Origin of the sequence: Amylolactobacillus amylotrophicus DSM 20534, assembly GCF_001434555.1 — a bacterium.
Lineage (GTDB): Bacteria > Bacillota > Bacilli > Lactobacillales > Lactobacillaceae > Amylolactobacillus > Amylolactobacillus amylophilus.
The window spans coordinates 53,367-68,476 of record NZ_AZCV01000001.1 but is presented as its reverse complement, the minus strand read 5'-3'; the positions used below and the strand labels follow the sequence as shown (position 1 = coordinate 68,476).

At 44.1% G+C, this 15,110-nt stretch carries 14 protein-coding genes; 1 reads left to right on the top strand and 13 read right to left on the bottom strand.

The annotated features are described in order from the left end of the window. Positions 1 to 50 precede the first annotated feature (50 nt). From FC62_RS00350 to ylxM, 7 genes are all read right to left on the bottom strand, one after another. Positions 51 to 506: a YbaN family protein gene (locus FC62_RS00350; protein WP_075362763.1), complete on the bottom strand. Its 456-nt coding sequence runs from the start codon at positions 504 to 506 to the stop codon at positions 51 to 53. Between the two features lie 123 nt (positions 507 to 629). After that, positions 630 to 1,370: a tRNA (guanosine(37)-N1)-methyltransferase TrmD gene (gene trmD, locus FC62_RS00345; RefSeq protein WP_054744909.1), complete on the bottom strand. Its 741-nt coding sequence runs from the start codon at positions 1,368 to 1,370 to the stop codon at positions 630 to 632. Continuing rightward, on the bottom strand, positions 1,360 to 1,881 hold the full coding sequence (gene rimM / locus FC62_RS00340) for a ribosome maturation factor RimM (RefSeq protein ID WP_054744907.1): 522 nt from the start codon (positions 1,879 to 1,881) through the stop codon (positions 1,360 to 1,362). Before rimM ends, trmD begins: the two co-directional genes overlap by 11 nt. Positions 1,882 to 1,892: 11 nt before the next feature. After that, complete coding sequence (locus tag FC62_RS00335) at positions 1,893 to 2,924, bottom strand: D-alanine--D-alanine ligase family protein (RefSeq protein WP_054744906.1); 1,032 nt, start codon at positions 2,922 to 2,924, stop codon at positions 1,893 to 1,895. 238 nt (positions 2,925 to 3,162) lie between these two features. After that, positions 3,163 to 3,444, bottom strand: coding sequence for a 30S ribosomal protein S16 (gene rpsP, locus FC62_RS00330; protein WP_054744904.1), 282 nt, complete (start codon positions 3,442 to 3,444; stop codon positions 3,163 to 3,165). A 100-nt stretch (positions 3,445 to 3,544) separates the two neighbouring features. Then, positions 3,545 to 4,981 carry a signal recognition particle protein gene (gene ffh, locus FC62_RS00325; protein ID WP_056946291.1) on the bottom strand — a complete coding sequence of 479 codons (1,437 nt, stop codon included), beginning with the start codon at positions 4,979 to 4,981 and terminating at the stop codon, positions 3,545 to 3,547. 8 nt (positions 4,982 to 4,989) lie between these two features. Beyond that, positions 4,990 to 5,328 (bottom strand): YlxM family DNA-binding protein, encoded by a 339-nt coding sequence (gene ylxM, locus FC62_RS00320; RefSeq protein WP_054744903.1) that lies wholly within the window; start codon positions 5,326 to 5,328, stop codon positions 4,990 to 4,992. 118 nt (positions 5,329 to 5,446) lie between these two features. On the opposite strand from ylxM, the gene FC62_RS00315 reads away from it, so the two are divergent. Next, entirely contained in the window at positions 5,447 to 5,761 is a 315-nt protein-coding gene (locus FC62_RS00315; protein WP_054744901.1) for a hypothetical protein, read from the top strand. 103 nt (positions 5,762 to 5,864) lie between these two features. Here FC62_RS00315 and ftsY read toward each other — a convergent pair whose 3' ends face one another. From ftsY to FC62_RS00285, 6 genes are all read right to left on the bottom strand, one after another. After that, entirely contained in the window at positions 5,865 to 7,064 is a 1,200-nt protein-coding gene (ftsY, locus tag FC62_RS00310; RefSeq protein ID WP_075362764.1) for a signal recognition particle-docking protein FtsY, read from the bottom strand. Next, entirely contained in the window at positions 7,064 to 10,630 is a 3,567-nt protein-coding gene (gene smc, locus FC62_RS00305) for a chromosome segregation protein SMC (RefSeq protein WP_056946292.1), read from the bottom strand. The genes ftsY and smc overlap by 1 nt, the downstream gene beginning before the upstream one ends. Continuing rightward, on the bottom strand, positions 10,631 to 11,341 hold the full coding sequence (gene rnc, locus FC62_RS00300) for a ribonuclease III (protein ID WP_056946294.1): 711 nt from the start codon (positions 11,339 to 11,341) through the stop codon (positions 10,631 to 10,633). 100 nt (positions 11,342 to 11,441) lie between these two features. Beyond that, entirely contained in the window at positions 11,442 to 13,193 is a 1,752-nt protein-coding gene (locus FC62_RS00295) for an oligopeptide ABC transporter substrate-binding protein (protein ID WP_056946296.1), read from the bottom strand. A gap of 146 nt (positions 13,194 to 13,339) precedes the next feature. Beyond that, positions 13,340 to 14,272 carry an ATP-binding cassette domain-containing protein gene (locus FC62_RS00290; RefSeq protein WP_056946297.1) on the bottom strand — a complete coding sequence of 311 codons (933 nt, stop codon included), beginning with the start codon at positions 14,270 to 14,272 and terminating at the stop codon, positions 13,340 to 13,342. Next, complete coding sequence (locus FC62_RS00285; RefSeq protein WP_056946299.1) at positions 14,260 to 15,021, bottom strand: ATP-binding cassette domain-containing protein; 762 nt, start codon at positions 15,019 to 15,021, stop codon at positions 14,260 to 14,262. The genes FC62_RS00290 and FC62_RS00285 overlap by 13 nt, the downstream gene beginning before the upstream one ends. Between the last annotated feature and the right edge of the window lie 89 nt (positions 15,022 to 15,110).

Here is a 15,110-nt window from a genome sequence, read left to right as displayed (position 1 = left end):
CTGATGGAATAAACGTGACTCAATCATAACGGTTATATAAAATTAAGCCACTAGATTTCATCGTCTGTCACGAACGATTTAATGACCGTGCTATTTACCCTAATTTCCGGATTAGGTTGCTTTGTGGTGGGTGATTTCAGCTGCTTAATCGGTTTCTTGTTTAAATAAATGCTTAGGCCAATCACCAAGCTAACGTAGGTCACAACCAAAATTATTTTGATCCACCAGTAGGGAACAAAGATGACCGAAATTAAGAAGACAATTCCCATCATGATAAACATGTGTCGTCGTTCTTTTTGCGTCATCTTCTTCTGGAGGAAAGGTGTGACATACTTTTGATAGCCCTTGAAACTCGTTAGTTTCTTGTACATCTTGTCAGAACTGCGCATCCAGAAGAAACCTGTCAACAAATAGAAACCGGTGGTTGGGAGTACAGGGAGGAAAATCCCCAGGGTACCGATAACAAACGTAATTGCCCCTAACGTCAGAAAAATATATTTCTTCATGTAGACTCATCCAATCATTTTATATAGTTATTTACATAGCCGGATTATAGCATACACGACCTGCCCACGATACAAATATATCTAGTAAGTTCACAGCGGGCAATTAGCTCCCACTTGACGAACTCAGTCCGTCGAGGCTAGCTCGTCTGCGAGCTCGATCTTAATGTCACTCAAGATAATTTCTTGTGCACGTGTAAGTTGCTTTTGTGCGAGCAGATCTGGACGATGAAGTAACGTCTGCTTCAAGGATTCGCGTTCGCGCCACGCAGCAATCTTCGCGTGATCCCCACTGATGAGGACCGGTGGCACCTCTTGCCCATGATAGTTAGCAGGCCGGGAATACTGCGGATACTCTAACAAACCATCGCTAAATGATTCATCGTCAGCAGAGGTTTCATTGCCCAATACGCCTGGTAAAAGTCTGGTAGTGGCGTCAATCATCGCCATGGTAGGTAGTTCTCCACCCGTTAACACAAAGTCCCCAATAGATACCACGTCGGTTGCCATGTCGTAGATCCGTTGGTCGAATCCTTCGTAATGACCACATAAAAATGTGAGATTGTCCTCTTTTGACCACTCACGAGCGACTGCTTGCTTGAATGGTTTACCTTGTGGGGCAGTGATAACTACCCGCCCGGGCTGCTTAATTGATGCAAGGGCATCAGCTATTGGTTGCACCTGCAGTACCATGCCAGGTCCGCCACCATAAGGAGCATCATCTACACTGTGATGGATGTTCTTCGCAAAATCACGAAAGTTAATCAAATTTAAGTTAACGATTTCGTTCTCCCGAGACTTACCAACAACGGAGTAGTCAAGGGCCGTAAACATCTCTGGAAAAAGGGTTAGAACATTAATCTTCATCGCGTAATCCTTCCATTAGCTCGACCTCAACTACTTGCTGCTCGAGATCGACCCGCTTCACGACATCTTTGATGAAAGGAAGCATAAACGACTTGCCATTACCCTCGTCGACGACCCAAACGTCGTTTGCTCCAGGTGCAAGAATCTCACTGACGGTACCATAAACCTGCTTAGTTATCTCATCAATCACCTTGAGTCCGATAATTTCATGGTAATAGTAGCTATTTTCGGTTAAATCATGCAGTTGCGCATCGGAAACATATAGGTTAGAACCCTTATACTGCTCAACCTGATTGATATCATCAAATTCGGAAAATGTCACCAGCAAGAAATTTTTAACTGACTTGACGGTTTTGACCGTGGCCGGAATCATGTTGTTCTGAAACTTGATGAACACCTTAGCCTTCTGGGCAAAACGCTCCTCAATGAAGTCGGTATTCGGAATCACTTTGACATCGCCGCGTAATCCGTGCGTATTGACAATTTTTCCTATCTCGTAAAATTCGCTCATTTTGTCCTCTTTTAGCGTTCTAGTGCAAGTGTGATTAACTTATCAAGCAACTCAGTCATTTCCATCCCCGCAGCAGCCATCATTGCGGGATAACGACTGTACGAGGTGAAACCAGGCATCGTGTTGATTTCATTCATCACTAAGCTGCCATCTTCTTGTAAGTACATGTCAATCCGGGCTAATCCCGCACAGCCGAAACTCCGATAAATCTTCTTTGCTGTCTCCTTGATAGAGTCACTCAATTCCCGTGAAATTGGTGCAGGCACGACAATCGTAGCATCATTTGAATTACGATTTGGATTCTTCTCTTGGTGAATTTTGAAGAAACCGTGGGTTAGGTTAATCTGGTCAATCTCGCCAGTTGTGAGTTCCGCCCCATTACCAAGAACTGAAACACCGATCTCAACCCCAGGAACAGCCTCCTCGATTAACACCTTATTGTCATAGATTCTCGCATCATCAATTGCAGCTTGCAGCTCAGATTCGTTATGGACTTTGTTCACACCAAAGGACGATCCAGAACGAGCAGGCTTAACAAACACCGGATAAGTAAATTTGCTTGAATCAACTTGTTCGCCTTCTTCTAAAGCCCAATGAGTTGGTGTTTTAAGTCCAGCGCGATTTGACATCATGTAGGTCAGAGTCTTGTCCCGGCAGAGGACGGAGCTCTCGATGTCACAGCCAACGTACGGAATCCGTGCTAATTCGAATAGTCCTTGAATAGAGCCATCCTCACCGGTCTTACCGTGGAGCATCGCAAACACAGCATCAATTCTGATTATCTGATGTTGCTCCTTGTGTAATGCGATTAGCCCGTGAATACTTTCATCAGGTGCGAGAATAACTGGTACAGCATTCTCATGGTCAAACTCATTATTTGGTTTGTCTGCTAGCAGCCACCTGCCATCTCTTGTGATACCAATGTAGATCGGTTCGTACTTGTTGGTATCAATGTTCTCCGCTACTGTTCTAGCTGATTTAATTGAAACATCGTGTTCCTCAGATGCACCACCAAATAGAATTGCCACAGTTAATTTACTCATCTTTTTATTTACTCTCATTCATTAAGTTATTTATTCACACTATCTATAGAAATAGTTTTTGACACAAATCGTGCTGTTAATATGATATCAGATATCAACCGAGATGCCACGTTTTAGCGAAAAATTATCAGGGACTTAAACAATCGAGCGTGACCGCTCACCTCAATAATTCAAAACAAAAAAATCCCAATCAGCCTCGCTGCTGCGAAGTAAATTGGGATTTTTATTTTTATCTAGCTTACTTGTTCCGTGCTGCTAACTTTGCTTCATGGAATTTCTTCATGATACCAGCATTTGAAAGTAAACTTCTCACAGTATCTGAAGGTTGTGCACCTTTATTCAACCAATCCAATACACGCTCTTCTTCAATCTTAATCTGTTTAGGATTTGATAATGGGTTGTAGTAGCCAACTTCCTCAATGAAACGGCCATCACGCGGTGTACGTGAATCTGCAACAACTAAACGGTAGAAAGGCTTACGCTTTGAACCCATACGACGCATCCGAATTTTAACTGCCATAATTAATAGATCCTCCTGAAATTTTTCAACTTTTACAGGATAACACATCTAGGATATCCTGTAAAGGTTTTTTACTTAACAGCGATTAATATTACTAAGTTTATGACTTGAAACGTTTAACATTCTTCAGGCGCTTCTTCTTGTTCTTCTTGACTTTCTTGGCCATACGATTCATTGCCATCTTGGAAATTTTACCGCCAAGACCACCGCCCATCAGCTGATTCATGTCGCCGAAATTACCCTTACTCATCTTCTGCATCATTTCCTTCGACTGTTTGAATTGCTTAATCATGCGGTTGACTTCCTGCACATTTCGGCCTGATCCGGCAGCAATTCTCCTTCTTCTAGATGGATTCAGTAAATCTGGATCTTCCCGTTCGGCTGGTGTCATCGAATAGACAATTGCCTTCAAATGAGCAATATCTTTTTCCCCGATAGACACGTTAGCAAGCGCTGGATTGTTCGCCATACCCGGGATCATCTTCATAATCTCGTCCATCGGGCCCATCTTCTCAACTTGCTCCATTTGATCAATAAAATCGTTGAAATCAAAGGTGTTTTCACGCATCTTCATGGCAACTTTTTCTGCTTGCTCTTGATCATAGTCCGATTGAGCCTTCTCGATCAAGCTGAGCATGTCACCCATACCCAAGATTCGGTTAGCCATTCTGTCAGGATAGAAGTTGTCTAAGTCCGTGAGTTTCTCGCCCTTACCCGTGAAGATAATTGGTTTGCCAGTAACGGCTCTAATCGAAAGCGCAGCACCACCACGTGTATCACCATCAAGCTTGGTTAAAACAACACCGGTCACATCTAATGACTGGTCGAAGCCTTCTGCAACTTGTGTTGCTACCTGACCAGTCATCGCATCAATCACAAGCAGAATGTTGTCGGGATGTGCAATCTGCTTCACGTTTTTGAGCTCCGTCATCAACTGCTCGTCAATTTCCAAGCGTCCGGCTGTATCAATGATCACGTAGTCATTCTTATTCTGTTCCGCCACCTGCAGACCATTCGTAACGATTGTTTCGGCTGTGGCACTAGTACCTTCATCATAAACCGGAACGCTTAGCTGCTCACCAATTACTTTCAATTGATCGACGGCAGCTGGACGATAAATATCCGCAGCAATCAAAAGTGGCCGCGCATGTTCGGTCTTCATTAGGTGATTTGCCAGTTTACCAGCTGTGGTAGTTTTACCAGTACCCTGTAGCCCAACCATCATAATAATCGTCGGAATATGTGGCGACTTGTTCAAACCAACCGCCGTCTCGCCCATCATCTTCGTTAACTCTTCGTCAACAATCTTGATGATTTGCTGACCAGGCGTCAAACTGCCCATGACCTCTTGTCCTAGGGCGCGCGTCTTAACGGCACTGACGAAATCTTTGACCACTTTAAAGTTAACGTCAGCTTCAAGCAGTGCAAGTCTGATCTCACGCGTTGCCTCGTTGACGTCATCTTGGGTAATCTTTCCTTTTCTTCTTAAGCCAGACAGCGCAGTTTGAATTCTCGTACTTAAATTTTCAAATGCCATAATTTAAGTTAATTCTCCTCAATTATTTTTTTTATTTTTCTTACTTCCGTCGTTGCAGATTCTAGCTCGTGCTGTTCTAGTTTGGCTAGCACCACATCCAAGCCCTCATCGATTTGTGTAAAATGGGCGGCCAACTTGAGTTTCGCCTCGTAATCTTCAAGTAGCTTAACGGTTCGCTTCAAGTTGTCAAAGATTGCCTGACGTGAAACCGAACTGTTCTCCGCAATCTCGGCAAGTGATAAATCTGCAAAGTAATAGTCGCTAAAATATTGCTGTTGAATATCAGTTAATAGTATACCGTAAAACCCAAACAATTGGGTTAGTCTTTCATTCTTTTCGATTTTCATAGTTTTCCTCACCACCAACAGAATACGAAATACATGTCAATTCGTCAAATTAATAAAAAATACTGTAAAACCGCTAACATTGTGATAAAATTTACTTAACAAGTTAGGAGGGTTAACTATGTTTGCAACAGTTCTATATTGGATTGCTGTCGTAGTCCTTGCTTTATGGGGTCTTTGGTCAGCTGTCTGGTCAGTTATTTATCTCAAGAATGGCGAGAATGGTAATTTGTGGTACTTCGCAATTATCAACGCCATTGTCTTAATTCTCGCGGGTCTAGTCTTCTTGATTTACACACATGCAGATTGGCAATGGTACTGGTTCGTAAGCAAGCAACTGGACATCTCAGCTTATGCAGCAATTCTCGGTGTCTACGTTGTGCTGGTTATCTTACAATTTGCCTTAGGCTTTCAGAAGACAGCCAAGAAGGCTTAACCAGTATTAGTACAGCAACAACAGTACACAAAAAGCGTTGAATTAATTTCAACGCTTTTTTATTTTGGTTCTTATGGTATTTCTTAATTTTTTTAGTAAGTCGTCACATTAATCCACGGAATAAGCCAATTGCGAATTTTTCAGCGTCAAACTCAGCTAAATCAGTCACCTTTTCGCCTAATCCAACTAGTTTAACTGGAAGCTGCATCTCATTTCTAATGGCCAGAACCACGCCACCCTTCGACGAGCCATCAATCTTGGTCAGGACCAAACCAGTTAACTTAGTCGTCTCATTGAATTCTTTCGCCTGAATCAACGCATTCTGGCCGGTTGAGCCATCGACGACTAGCAATACCTCGGTTGGTTGATCTGGTAAGACCTTCTTGATAGTCCGTTCAATCTTCTCGAGCTCGTTCATCAAGTTAACCTTGTTCTGTAGTCTACCAGCGGTATCAATCAACACATAGTCAAAGTTTTCATCCTTTGCGCGCTGTACACCATCAAAGACTACGGCTGCAGGATCCGCTTGCTCTTTTCCACGCACAACTGGTACGTCAACACGTTTACCCCATTCAACTAGCTGAGCAACTGCGCCCGCCCGGAATGTGTCTGCTGCGACTAAAAGCACGGATTTACCGGCACCGTGGAGCTTAGCGGCCAGTTTACCAACAGTTGTGGTTTTACCAGCGCCATTCACCCCAACAAATAGATAGACTGTCGTTGAACCGGTTTCTGTAACCTGTAACTCTTCATTCTTGCCGGCACCACCAGCTTCATATAACTCAACCATCTTCTGAACAATCGCCGTCTGTAATTCATTCTTCGACTTGGCATTTCGTAACTTGACCTCAGTGCGTAGCGAATCGCTAAGCTGCATTGCCGTTTCGTAACCTACATCTGATTCAATCAAGACCTCTTCTAGCTCTTCAAAGAAATTCTCATCGACAGATCTAAACTTAGCAAAGAACGCGTTTAATCTTGCCCCAAAAGATTGGCTGGTCTTCTGTAGGCCCTGCTCATAAAGTTGTTCCGTGTCCTCTTCCTTTAGCTCAGCGGACTCTTTGGTTGCAGTATCCACCGTAGCTTCCTGCTGTTCAACAGGTTCCTTGTCCACCGGAACAACCGTTTCATGGCTCACCGCCGTTTTATCACTATCGACTTCAGCTTCACCTGCTGGCTCTACTGTCGCATTGGAATCCGTAGATTCCACCTCCGTTTGGGCCGGATTTACTGTCTCTTGTTCTTCTTTTGTACTGGTATCTTCCCCAGTTAAAGCCTTCTTAATGCGATCAAAAAGTCCCATTAGCTAACTTCCTCCTCTCTTAGTTCATCAAGTGATACGGAAATAACTTTCGATACGCCCGATTCCTGCATTACGACACCGTATAGTTGATTGGCCTGCTCCATCGTACCCTGCCTATGCGTAATCACAATAAATTGGGTGGTTAAATCATAATTCTGGAGAAACTTGGCAAACCGAATAACGTTTGCCTCATCTAATGAAGCCTCGACCTCGTCTAAAATACAGAAAGGCACGGGATTAACCTTCAGAATCGCAAATAATAAAGTAATCGCGGTTAATGCCCGTTCACCACCAGAGAGCAAACTAAGTTGCTGCAGTTTCTTCCCGGGCGGCTGCGCCACAATCTCTAGACCAGTAGTTAGCAAGTCATCTGGGTCCGTTAAGACAAGTTTAGCATGGCCGCCACCAAACATCTTAGGGAAAATGGCGCTAAATGCAGAATTTATCTGCTCGAATGTCCGCTTAAATCTAGTTTTAACCTCATCATCGAGCTCCGACATCGATTCTTCTAGATCATGCTTAGCATCAAGTAAGTCGTCTTGCTGTGAACTCAGGAAATCGAACCTACTCTTCACGGTCTCGTATTCCTCAATGGAGTCCAGGTTAACATTGCCAATGTCCGCCAGAGACATCTTATGCAACTTGACGTCTTTCTCCAGCTTGGCACGAGCGTTATCGTCCTTCATTTCAGGAGTGACCAATTGACTAGCGGCTTCATAACTGATCGAGTATTCCTCGCGCAAAAGCGTTAATTTCTGGTCCAGTTGACTATCAAGCTTCGTTAGCTTAACAGAATTTTGCTCTTGTTCGTTTGCCGCATTCTTGCGTAAATCATAATTTCTACTTGCAGATTCTTCGAGCAATGCAATCTGCTCCGCCAACTTACCACTTTCCGCGCTCAAGTTAGTGAGTTCCTCATGAATTGCAGCCTGTGTCTTCTGCTCTTTTTCATAATCGGCTTGATAGTTAATATGTTGATTTTGTTTGAGCTCTTTACTCCGAATTACTTCGTCAAGACGGTAGTTTGTATGATACAACTGTTCCTGAGATTTTTTAGTTTGTGCTGTTGTATCATGAATTTGGCTCTGTAAATTCTCTGCTTTGGTCTGATAAATTGCGATTTCAGGCGTAATCTTATTCAACTGTGTCTGAATCTGCGCATACTGCGCATCATAATTCTTAATCTTATCTTGAAGAACAGCAATTTTATCCTTTAGTTTTGCTACAACCTCATTTGCCTCATGCTCTGCCGCCACAGTCTCTTTGATTTTACTCTGTTGCTCGGCGAGTGCCTGTGCAAAGTTCTCTGCCTGTTTTTGGGCCAGGGATAGCATCTTATTGGAGCGCTCAGCATCATTATTTAGTTGCTCCAGCTTGAATTGTTCTTCCTTCTGCTGGTCACGCAGAACTTCCATATTCTGTTTCTGTTCTTCAATTAGCGTACTCGTCCGCGCTATTTTGGTATTTGTGCCCGTAATCAGAGCGCTAACTCGCGTCAACTTAGCCTGAATCTCAGCCAATTGTTGCTCAAGTTTCTGTCCGCGAGCCTTATTCTCCAACAGGGGATTGTTGGCCTTCGCTTTGGTTCCACCAGTCATGGATCCACCTGGACTTAAGATATCACCATCCAATGTCACAATCCGGTATCGTTGATGCATCGTTTGACTAACCCGCGTGGCTGTATCAATATTGTCCACTACGAGGATATTCCCCAACAAGTAGTCAACTGCATTTTTAATTTCAATTGGTGCCTCAACCAGATCGGAACCAACACCAATGAAGCCTGCAATCTGGGCCAAGGTCTTCTTAGTCGTATCTGCCAGTAAACGGAACCTCAGGACATCCAGTGGCAAAAACGTTGCACGACCAAAGTTTCTGGTTTTTAATTCCTTAATTGCGTTCTTCGCAGCTCGCTGATCCTTTGCAACCAAGTGTTGCACACTCCCGCCGAGAGCGGCCGTTAAGGCATCTTGGTACTGATAGTCAAAACTGATTAAATCACCAAAGCTACCAATAATTCCGGGAAACCACTCGAGGTGATTTAAGATATTTTTGACGCCGAAATAGTATCCGTCGTGGCGTTCCTGCATTCGCTGCAACGAATCACGCTCTGCCAAATACTTTTGCTTTAGTTGGCTATATTTTGTCTGCTCACCGTTCAGTTGCAACAGGCTAGTTTGTAGCTGCTCACTCTGCTCGGTCTGCTCCGCCAGTGCTTGTTCAAGGTCATCTTTTTGTTTGGCAAGTGTGCTTAATCTGTCCTGTACAGCCGTAATCTCTGACTTAAGACGCGTACTCTCACCCTGGAGTTCAGTCACATTGTCCTTCTCAGGTACCTGCATCTTCTCTAATTCTGCTTGTTCATAGACTAGTCGATTACGAACAGAGGTTTGCTGCTGCAGGCCATCAATATATTCAGAGCGAAGATTCTCAAGTTGATCTTGCAGCATCGCCGGATTATCGTCGATTGAATTATGCAATTCCGAAGCCTTTTGTTCGAGGTCACTCTTCTTAGCCGCAATTTCCGCATACTCCTGTTTTAGTCGCGCCATGGTCTCGTCATATCTGGTAATTAAATTCGTAGTCTCTGTAATCTGTGACCGCAATTCGATTTCAGCGGAAGAATCATAAGCATTCGATTGTTGTGCAACTTGGAGCTTGGTATTCAAATCAGCAAGCTTCGCCTCAACTTGACGCAGTTCTTCCTGCTTCGCTTCCTTAACCTGATTTTTTTGCTGCAACTCCGCTCGTAAACGGTTGAGTTGCGCCTGATCGGCATTTACCGTTTCATCGAGCGTATTAACCATCTCATTGACTTTTGTGGCCTGCGTTGCAACCTGGTTCTTCTCTACCAATAGATCCCCAATTTCTAGGGCAGTCAAAACTTGGAGTTTGCTGTCTAGTTGATCCTTTTGTTGTTGGTATTCCCGTGCCAAACTACTTTGTTCGTGGAGCGGTTCAATCCGGCCCTTTAGTTCATTGACTAAATCATTTATTCGAATCAAATTGTCGGTCGTCTGCGCCAATTGAGTCTGAGCAGACTGCTTCTGCTGTTTAAAGTGCAGCACGCCCGCCGCCTCTTCGATGATTGAGCGGCGATTCTCCGGCCGGGAATTGAAAATCTGCTCTACACGTCCTTGGGAGATGATCGAGAACGAGTCGCGTGATAAGCCAGAATCCATAAACAACTGGTGAATATCCTTTAAGCGAACATCTTTCTTATTAATTTGAAAGTCAGAATCACCATTGCGAAAAACACGACGAGTGACCTCAACACTTGTCGCGTCTGTTTTCAACTGTTTACTTTGGTTATCGAACAGAAGCGTGACCTCTGCCCGATTCAATGGCGCACGAAGTTCGCTTCCACCAAAGATTACATCCTGCATGGAGTCACCACGGAGACTTCTGGCACTAGACTCGCCCATCACCCAGCGTATTGCCTCGGTAACGTTACTCTTACCGCTGCCGTTTGGACCCACTATCCCCGTCATACCAGGATTAAAGTTAATTTTAATTTTATCCGGAAACGACTTAAAGCCGTTGATTGTTAGGGAGACTAATGGCACCTATGCTTCAACTCCATCTTCATTTATTTCCTTCAGCGCGACCTGGGCAACATTTTGCTCAGCCTGTTTTTTGTTGCGCCCCTTGGCCGTAGCAACTTTCTTCCCCTCAACATAAAGATCGATGGTGAAAGTCGTATCGCTAACTACCTCCTCTTCGCGCACAACCCGATACTCAATTTCAACCGGGCCGTTTTGCTGGAGAAGTTCCTGTAATTTAGTTTTATAATCTGGTGCAGCGTTAAACTTACCAGAATCAATGATGGGAAATACAGTCTGGTTCAAGAAAAGCTTTACTTGCTCAATACCGCCGTCCAAGAAAAGAGCGCCGTTAAACGCTTCAAATACATCCTCAAGTAGGGTCTTACGCTCGCGCGCACCACTCTTCTCCTCCCCCTTGCCGAGCAGGATGGCATCCTTAAAGCCTGCCTCAATGGCAAAACTGGAGAAGCCATCAGTCCGCACGATATTTGAGCGTAGCCGCGTCAATTCACCCTCGTCTAGTTCTGGATACTTGTGATAGACATACTCAGAGATGGTTAATTCAAGCACGGCATCACCAAGAAACTCGAGTTTCTCGTAGTTATGAAGGTGCATTTCTTGGTGCTCGTTAGCATAGGATGAGTGCGTAAATGCCTCGTCCAGTAACGCCAGATTCTTGAATTCAATCTTGTAGTCTTGTCTTAATTTACTAACAAATTGTGCGCTAACCATAGATAATAATTCCTTTCAATGCACCTATTATAACAGTAAAATCAGTGCGGTTGGAAATAATCTCCATAAAAAAGCTGCCCAAACGAGCAGTCAAATTTTTTTAATTTGAGAAACCAACATCAAAGAAATCAGATGAAGGCGTGGTACTTAAGCCGACAACCCGGTCGTTAACTGCGGTAATCTCATAACTACTTGAGATTGGCACGACATAGGCTTCCTTATTCATGTAAGTCTGCCACTTGTCGAATTGCTCCTTACGGTAGTTAGTATTGAATGATTTGTCGGAGTCAATCGCCTCTAGTAGCTGGTCATTTGTCTGGCCCACGAAACGAGAAAAGTTAAATGGTGCCTTCCTATTGTAGAGGTCGTTAGGCGATGGTTCACCCGTGAGTGACCAGGCAGCGATAAACATGTCAATTGATGCATCATCATTTTGAATTCGGTCGTAGAAACTATTAAATTCAATCAACTTATCTGAGACCAGATGCACGTTCAAACCAATCTTAGCCCACTGCTTAATGTAGTTTCTAATGATTGCTTCCTGGTGTTTCTCACCAGACATCGCAGCGAAATTAATGACTAAATCTTTACCATCTGGAGTTTGACGAAACTTGCCTTTCTTTTTATAACCGGCTTGATCGAGAATCTGGTTAGCCTTCTTCAGATTATATGGAAATCCCTGCTCATCTTTATTGAAGAACTTACCATATTTCTGCAATATTAGCGTCGGAATCCGAAAGGACAAGCCGTTACTAAACTTTTGATAGACTTCGTCAATGTTCATCGCGTATGCCATCGCACGGCGGAGACTTCTGTTCGCCATCTTGGCTTTCTTGTTCATCACGTTTTCACCCTTGACGGCGTCCCACTTACCAACCTTAAACTCCATGTAGGAATAACTCAAGCCTGTGTCAGCGATAAACTCTGTATTTTTAGCATTTTTAACATTCTTATATTCCGCGTTTGGTACGCTGATTTGATCAAACCGGTTACTCTTAATTGCCGTTGCCACGTTGCCCGGATTAATAATCGAAATAATTACCTTATTAAAATTTGGCGTACCTTGATAATAATACTTATTAGGCGCCCACTCAGTCACCTCACCCGGGGTAATCTTAGTTAACTTATACGGGCCAAAGAATAACGGCTTCTTGCGCACCTGATCACTAGTGGCCAGCTTAGCCAGTGGAATGTCCTTCAGATAATGGTATGGCGCAGCGTTGCTGAGGATGTAGCCACTTCCCTGTTGCTTCATCGCCGGTGTCATCTTGGTAAACTGGATGACTAGCTTACGACCATTGCCGCCATCCGGTGTCTTTAGGCCGGTTACCGTATTCGTCTTGCCTGCGTGATAATCCTCTAAGCCCACAATATTCTGTAAGCTGTCCGTGTAACGAGCCGAACCGGAATCCTTATTCGCAATGATTTTATATGAATAAACCAGGTCGTTTGCAACCAGTGGTGAGCCGTCTGACCACTTAACTTTGGGATTAATCGTGATCGTCGCGGTGTTTTGCTTATAATCGAGTGCTAAATTAGCAGCACCACCATCGACGATTGTGTAGGAATCATCACATTTAAACAATTCCTCATTTCCGGGGTAGGAGACCTCTGTGTCAATCGAATCATTTGAGAGCTCACTTAGGAAGACGCCGGCAAATGGGGTATTAGATGAAATACCAATCTTATATGTTCCACCCTTTTTGATGTCCCGCTTGTTCGTGACAACCTTTGGTAAAGCTGCTGTATTCACCGTTTTTTCATTCGTATTCTTGTTATTGTTACAAGCTGTTAACACGAAGGCTGCACCAGTAACAAAAGTCAGTAGTCCGACAACTTTTGTTATTTTCATAAAAAATCCCCCTAAAATTTGCAATCTACTCCAATTAGAATTGTGCTCTTTTTACAAGATAACATAAACATGACAAAATTTATATAATTTCTCATAATTTTTATATTTAATCTCTTTTTATCAAGCTTTTTTTGATAAATAACCAATTATTTATCTGGGATAGCGACAAAATGGGTGGATGATAATTGTTGCAGCGGCAGGTTGGCAGCTGAAAGATGTGCCCGCGTTACCTGAGTAGCGGTAAACTCACGTTCAAGCGCACAACGGTATTTTTTAAGCTGCTCCCTTTGCGTCGGATCTGCCGGTGGATTAGCCGCTAACATCCGCCTCGTATAGATGTGGCTGGCGTGATTACGGATATCACCACTGGTACCCAGCTCGACGAAACGCCCAGCATCTAGCATGGCAATCTGGCCACACATCAAAATGGCGAGGCTCAAATCATTAGTCAACATAAGCCAGCTCAACTGAGTCTCTCGCTGCATCCCCTGCAAAATCCGCAATATCTGTCTCTGGGCAAAAGCGTCTAGTGACGTAATCAACCCGTCGATAATCAACAACTTAGGCGCCCTGGTTAAAGCGCGCGCAATTAAAACCCGGCACAGTTCACTCTCGTTTAATTGCGCCAATGATTTGGCTGCGGTGTCACTAGACAGCTCAACCACAGACAGTAGTTCCATCACCCTTGCTTTTTCTGCTGTAACTGATAAATTGCAGAAATTGCGCAGCGGGGATGCAATATAATCTAACACTAACATGTGGCGCCCGACGAAATTAAATTCGTCCTTTGAAATTAGCTGGATCGCTTTCTCATAGTCAGTCAGCCGCCGATTCGTCGCCTGGATCATATTTCTGCCTGCGTAGATAATTTGGCCAGATGTGACCTGCTCTAATCCAACCAGTGCGCGCCCAATTGTCGACTTACCTGCACCACTCTTACCCACAATGGCGAGGGAACCCCTGGCGCAAATGGTAAAGTTAATACCATCAATCGCGCGTATCCGGCCGGTCTGTCGGCTAAAGATGCCAGATTTAATCGGATAATGAATCTTTAAATCTTCTACTCTTAATAGTGGCAACAGCTTTCTCTCCCAACATTTAATAGTCTTCTGGTGTATGGATGAAGTGGATTGTGGAAAATCGTGGCAGCACTACCGTACTCAACAATCTGCCCCTCATACATGATTGCCAATTGATCAGCGACTTCTGCAGCTACACCCATATCCTGGCTCAAAATAATCATCCCTGCGTGTTTCTCTGTACAATATTCCACTAAAAGATTGAGAATCTGTGCCTGGACGATTTTATCGAAACCGCGCGTTGGGTCGTCAGCAACAATCATTGTCGGATTACCCATCAGGGCCAGGGCCACCGCCACACGCTGTTGCAATTCTGCGCTCAGCTCAGCGGGGAAAAGTTTGAGCAATGAACGAGCTTCCGGCATGCCCACATACTTGAGAAACTGCGCGCTAAATTTAGCTAAACTTGCTTTATTAATACCGTTGTGTTGCAGCACCATGTTCAGTTCTGCGCCAATTCTCCTGAACGGGTTCAAGATTGTCAGTGGATTGTTCACAATCACGCCCAGCTGATCCTGCAACCCATTATTCAAAGAGTCATGCCTGAACCTAAGGCGGTCACGACCATCTAATTTGATCTGTCCGGAGATAGCCGTGTTATCCTTGTCATAAAGCCCCAGAATACTGCTGGCCAGCGTGCTTTTGCCGGTACCAGATTCACCGACAACCGCCAGAATTTCACCCCTGGCGAGTGAAAAATTGATATCCGTCAAAACATTGTAGAACTTCTTACGAACCTGGTACGCCATATTAAGGTCTCTGACCTCTAATAATAGATTACTCTGCGTGCTCAATTGATTTCCTTCTCTAACCTGCTCTAGCAGGCTCAACCAGATTT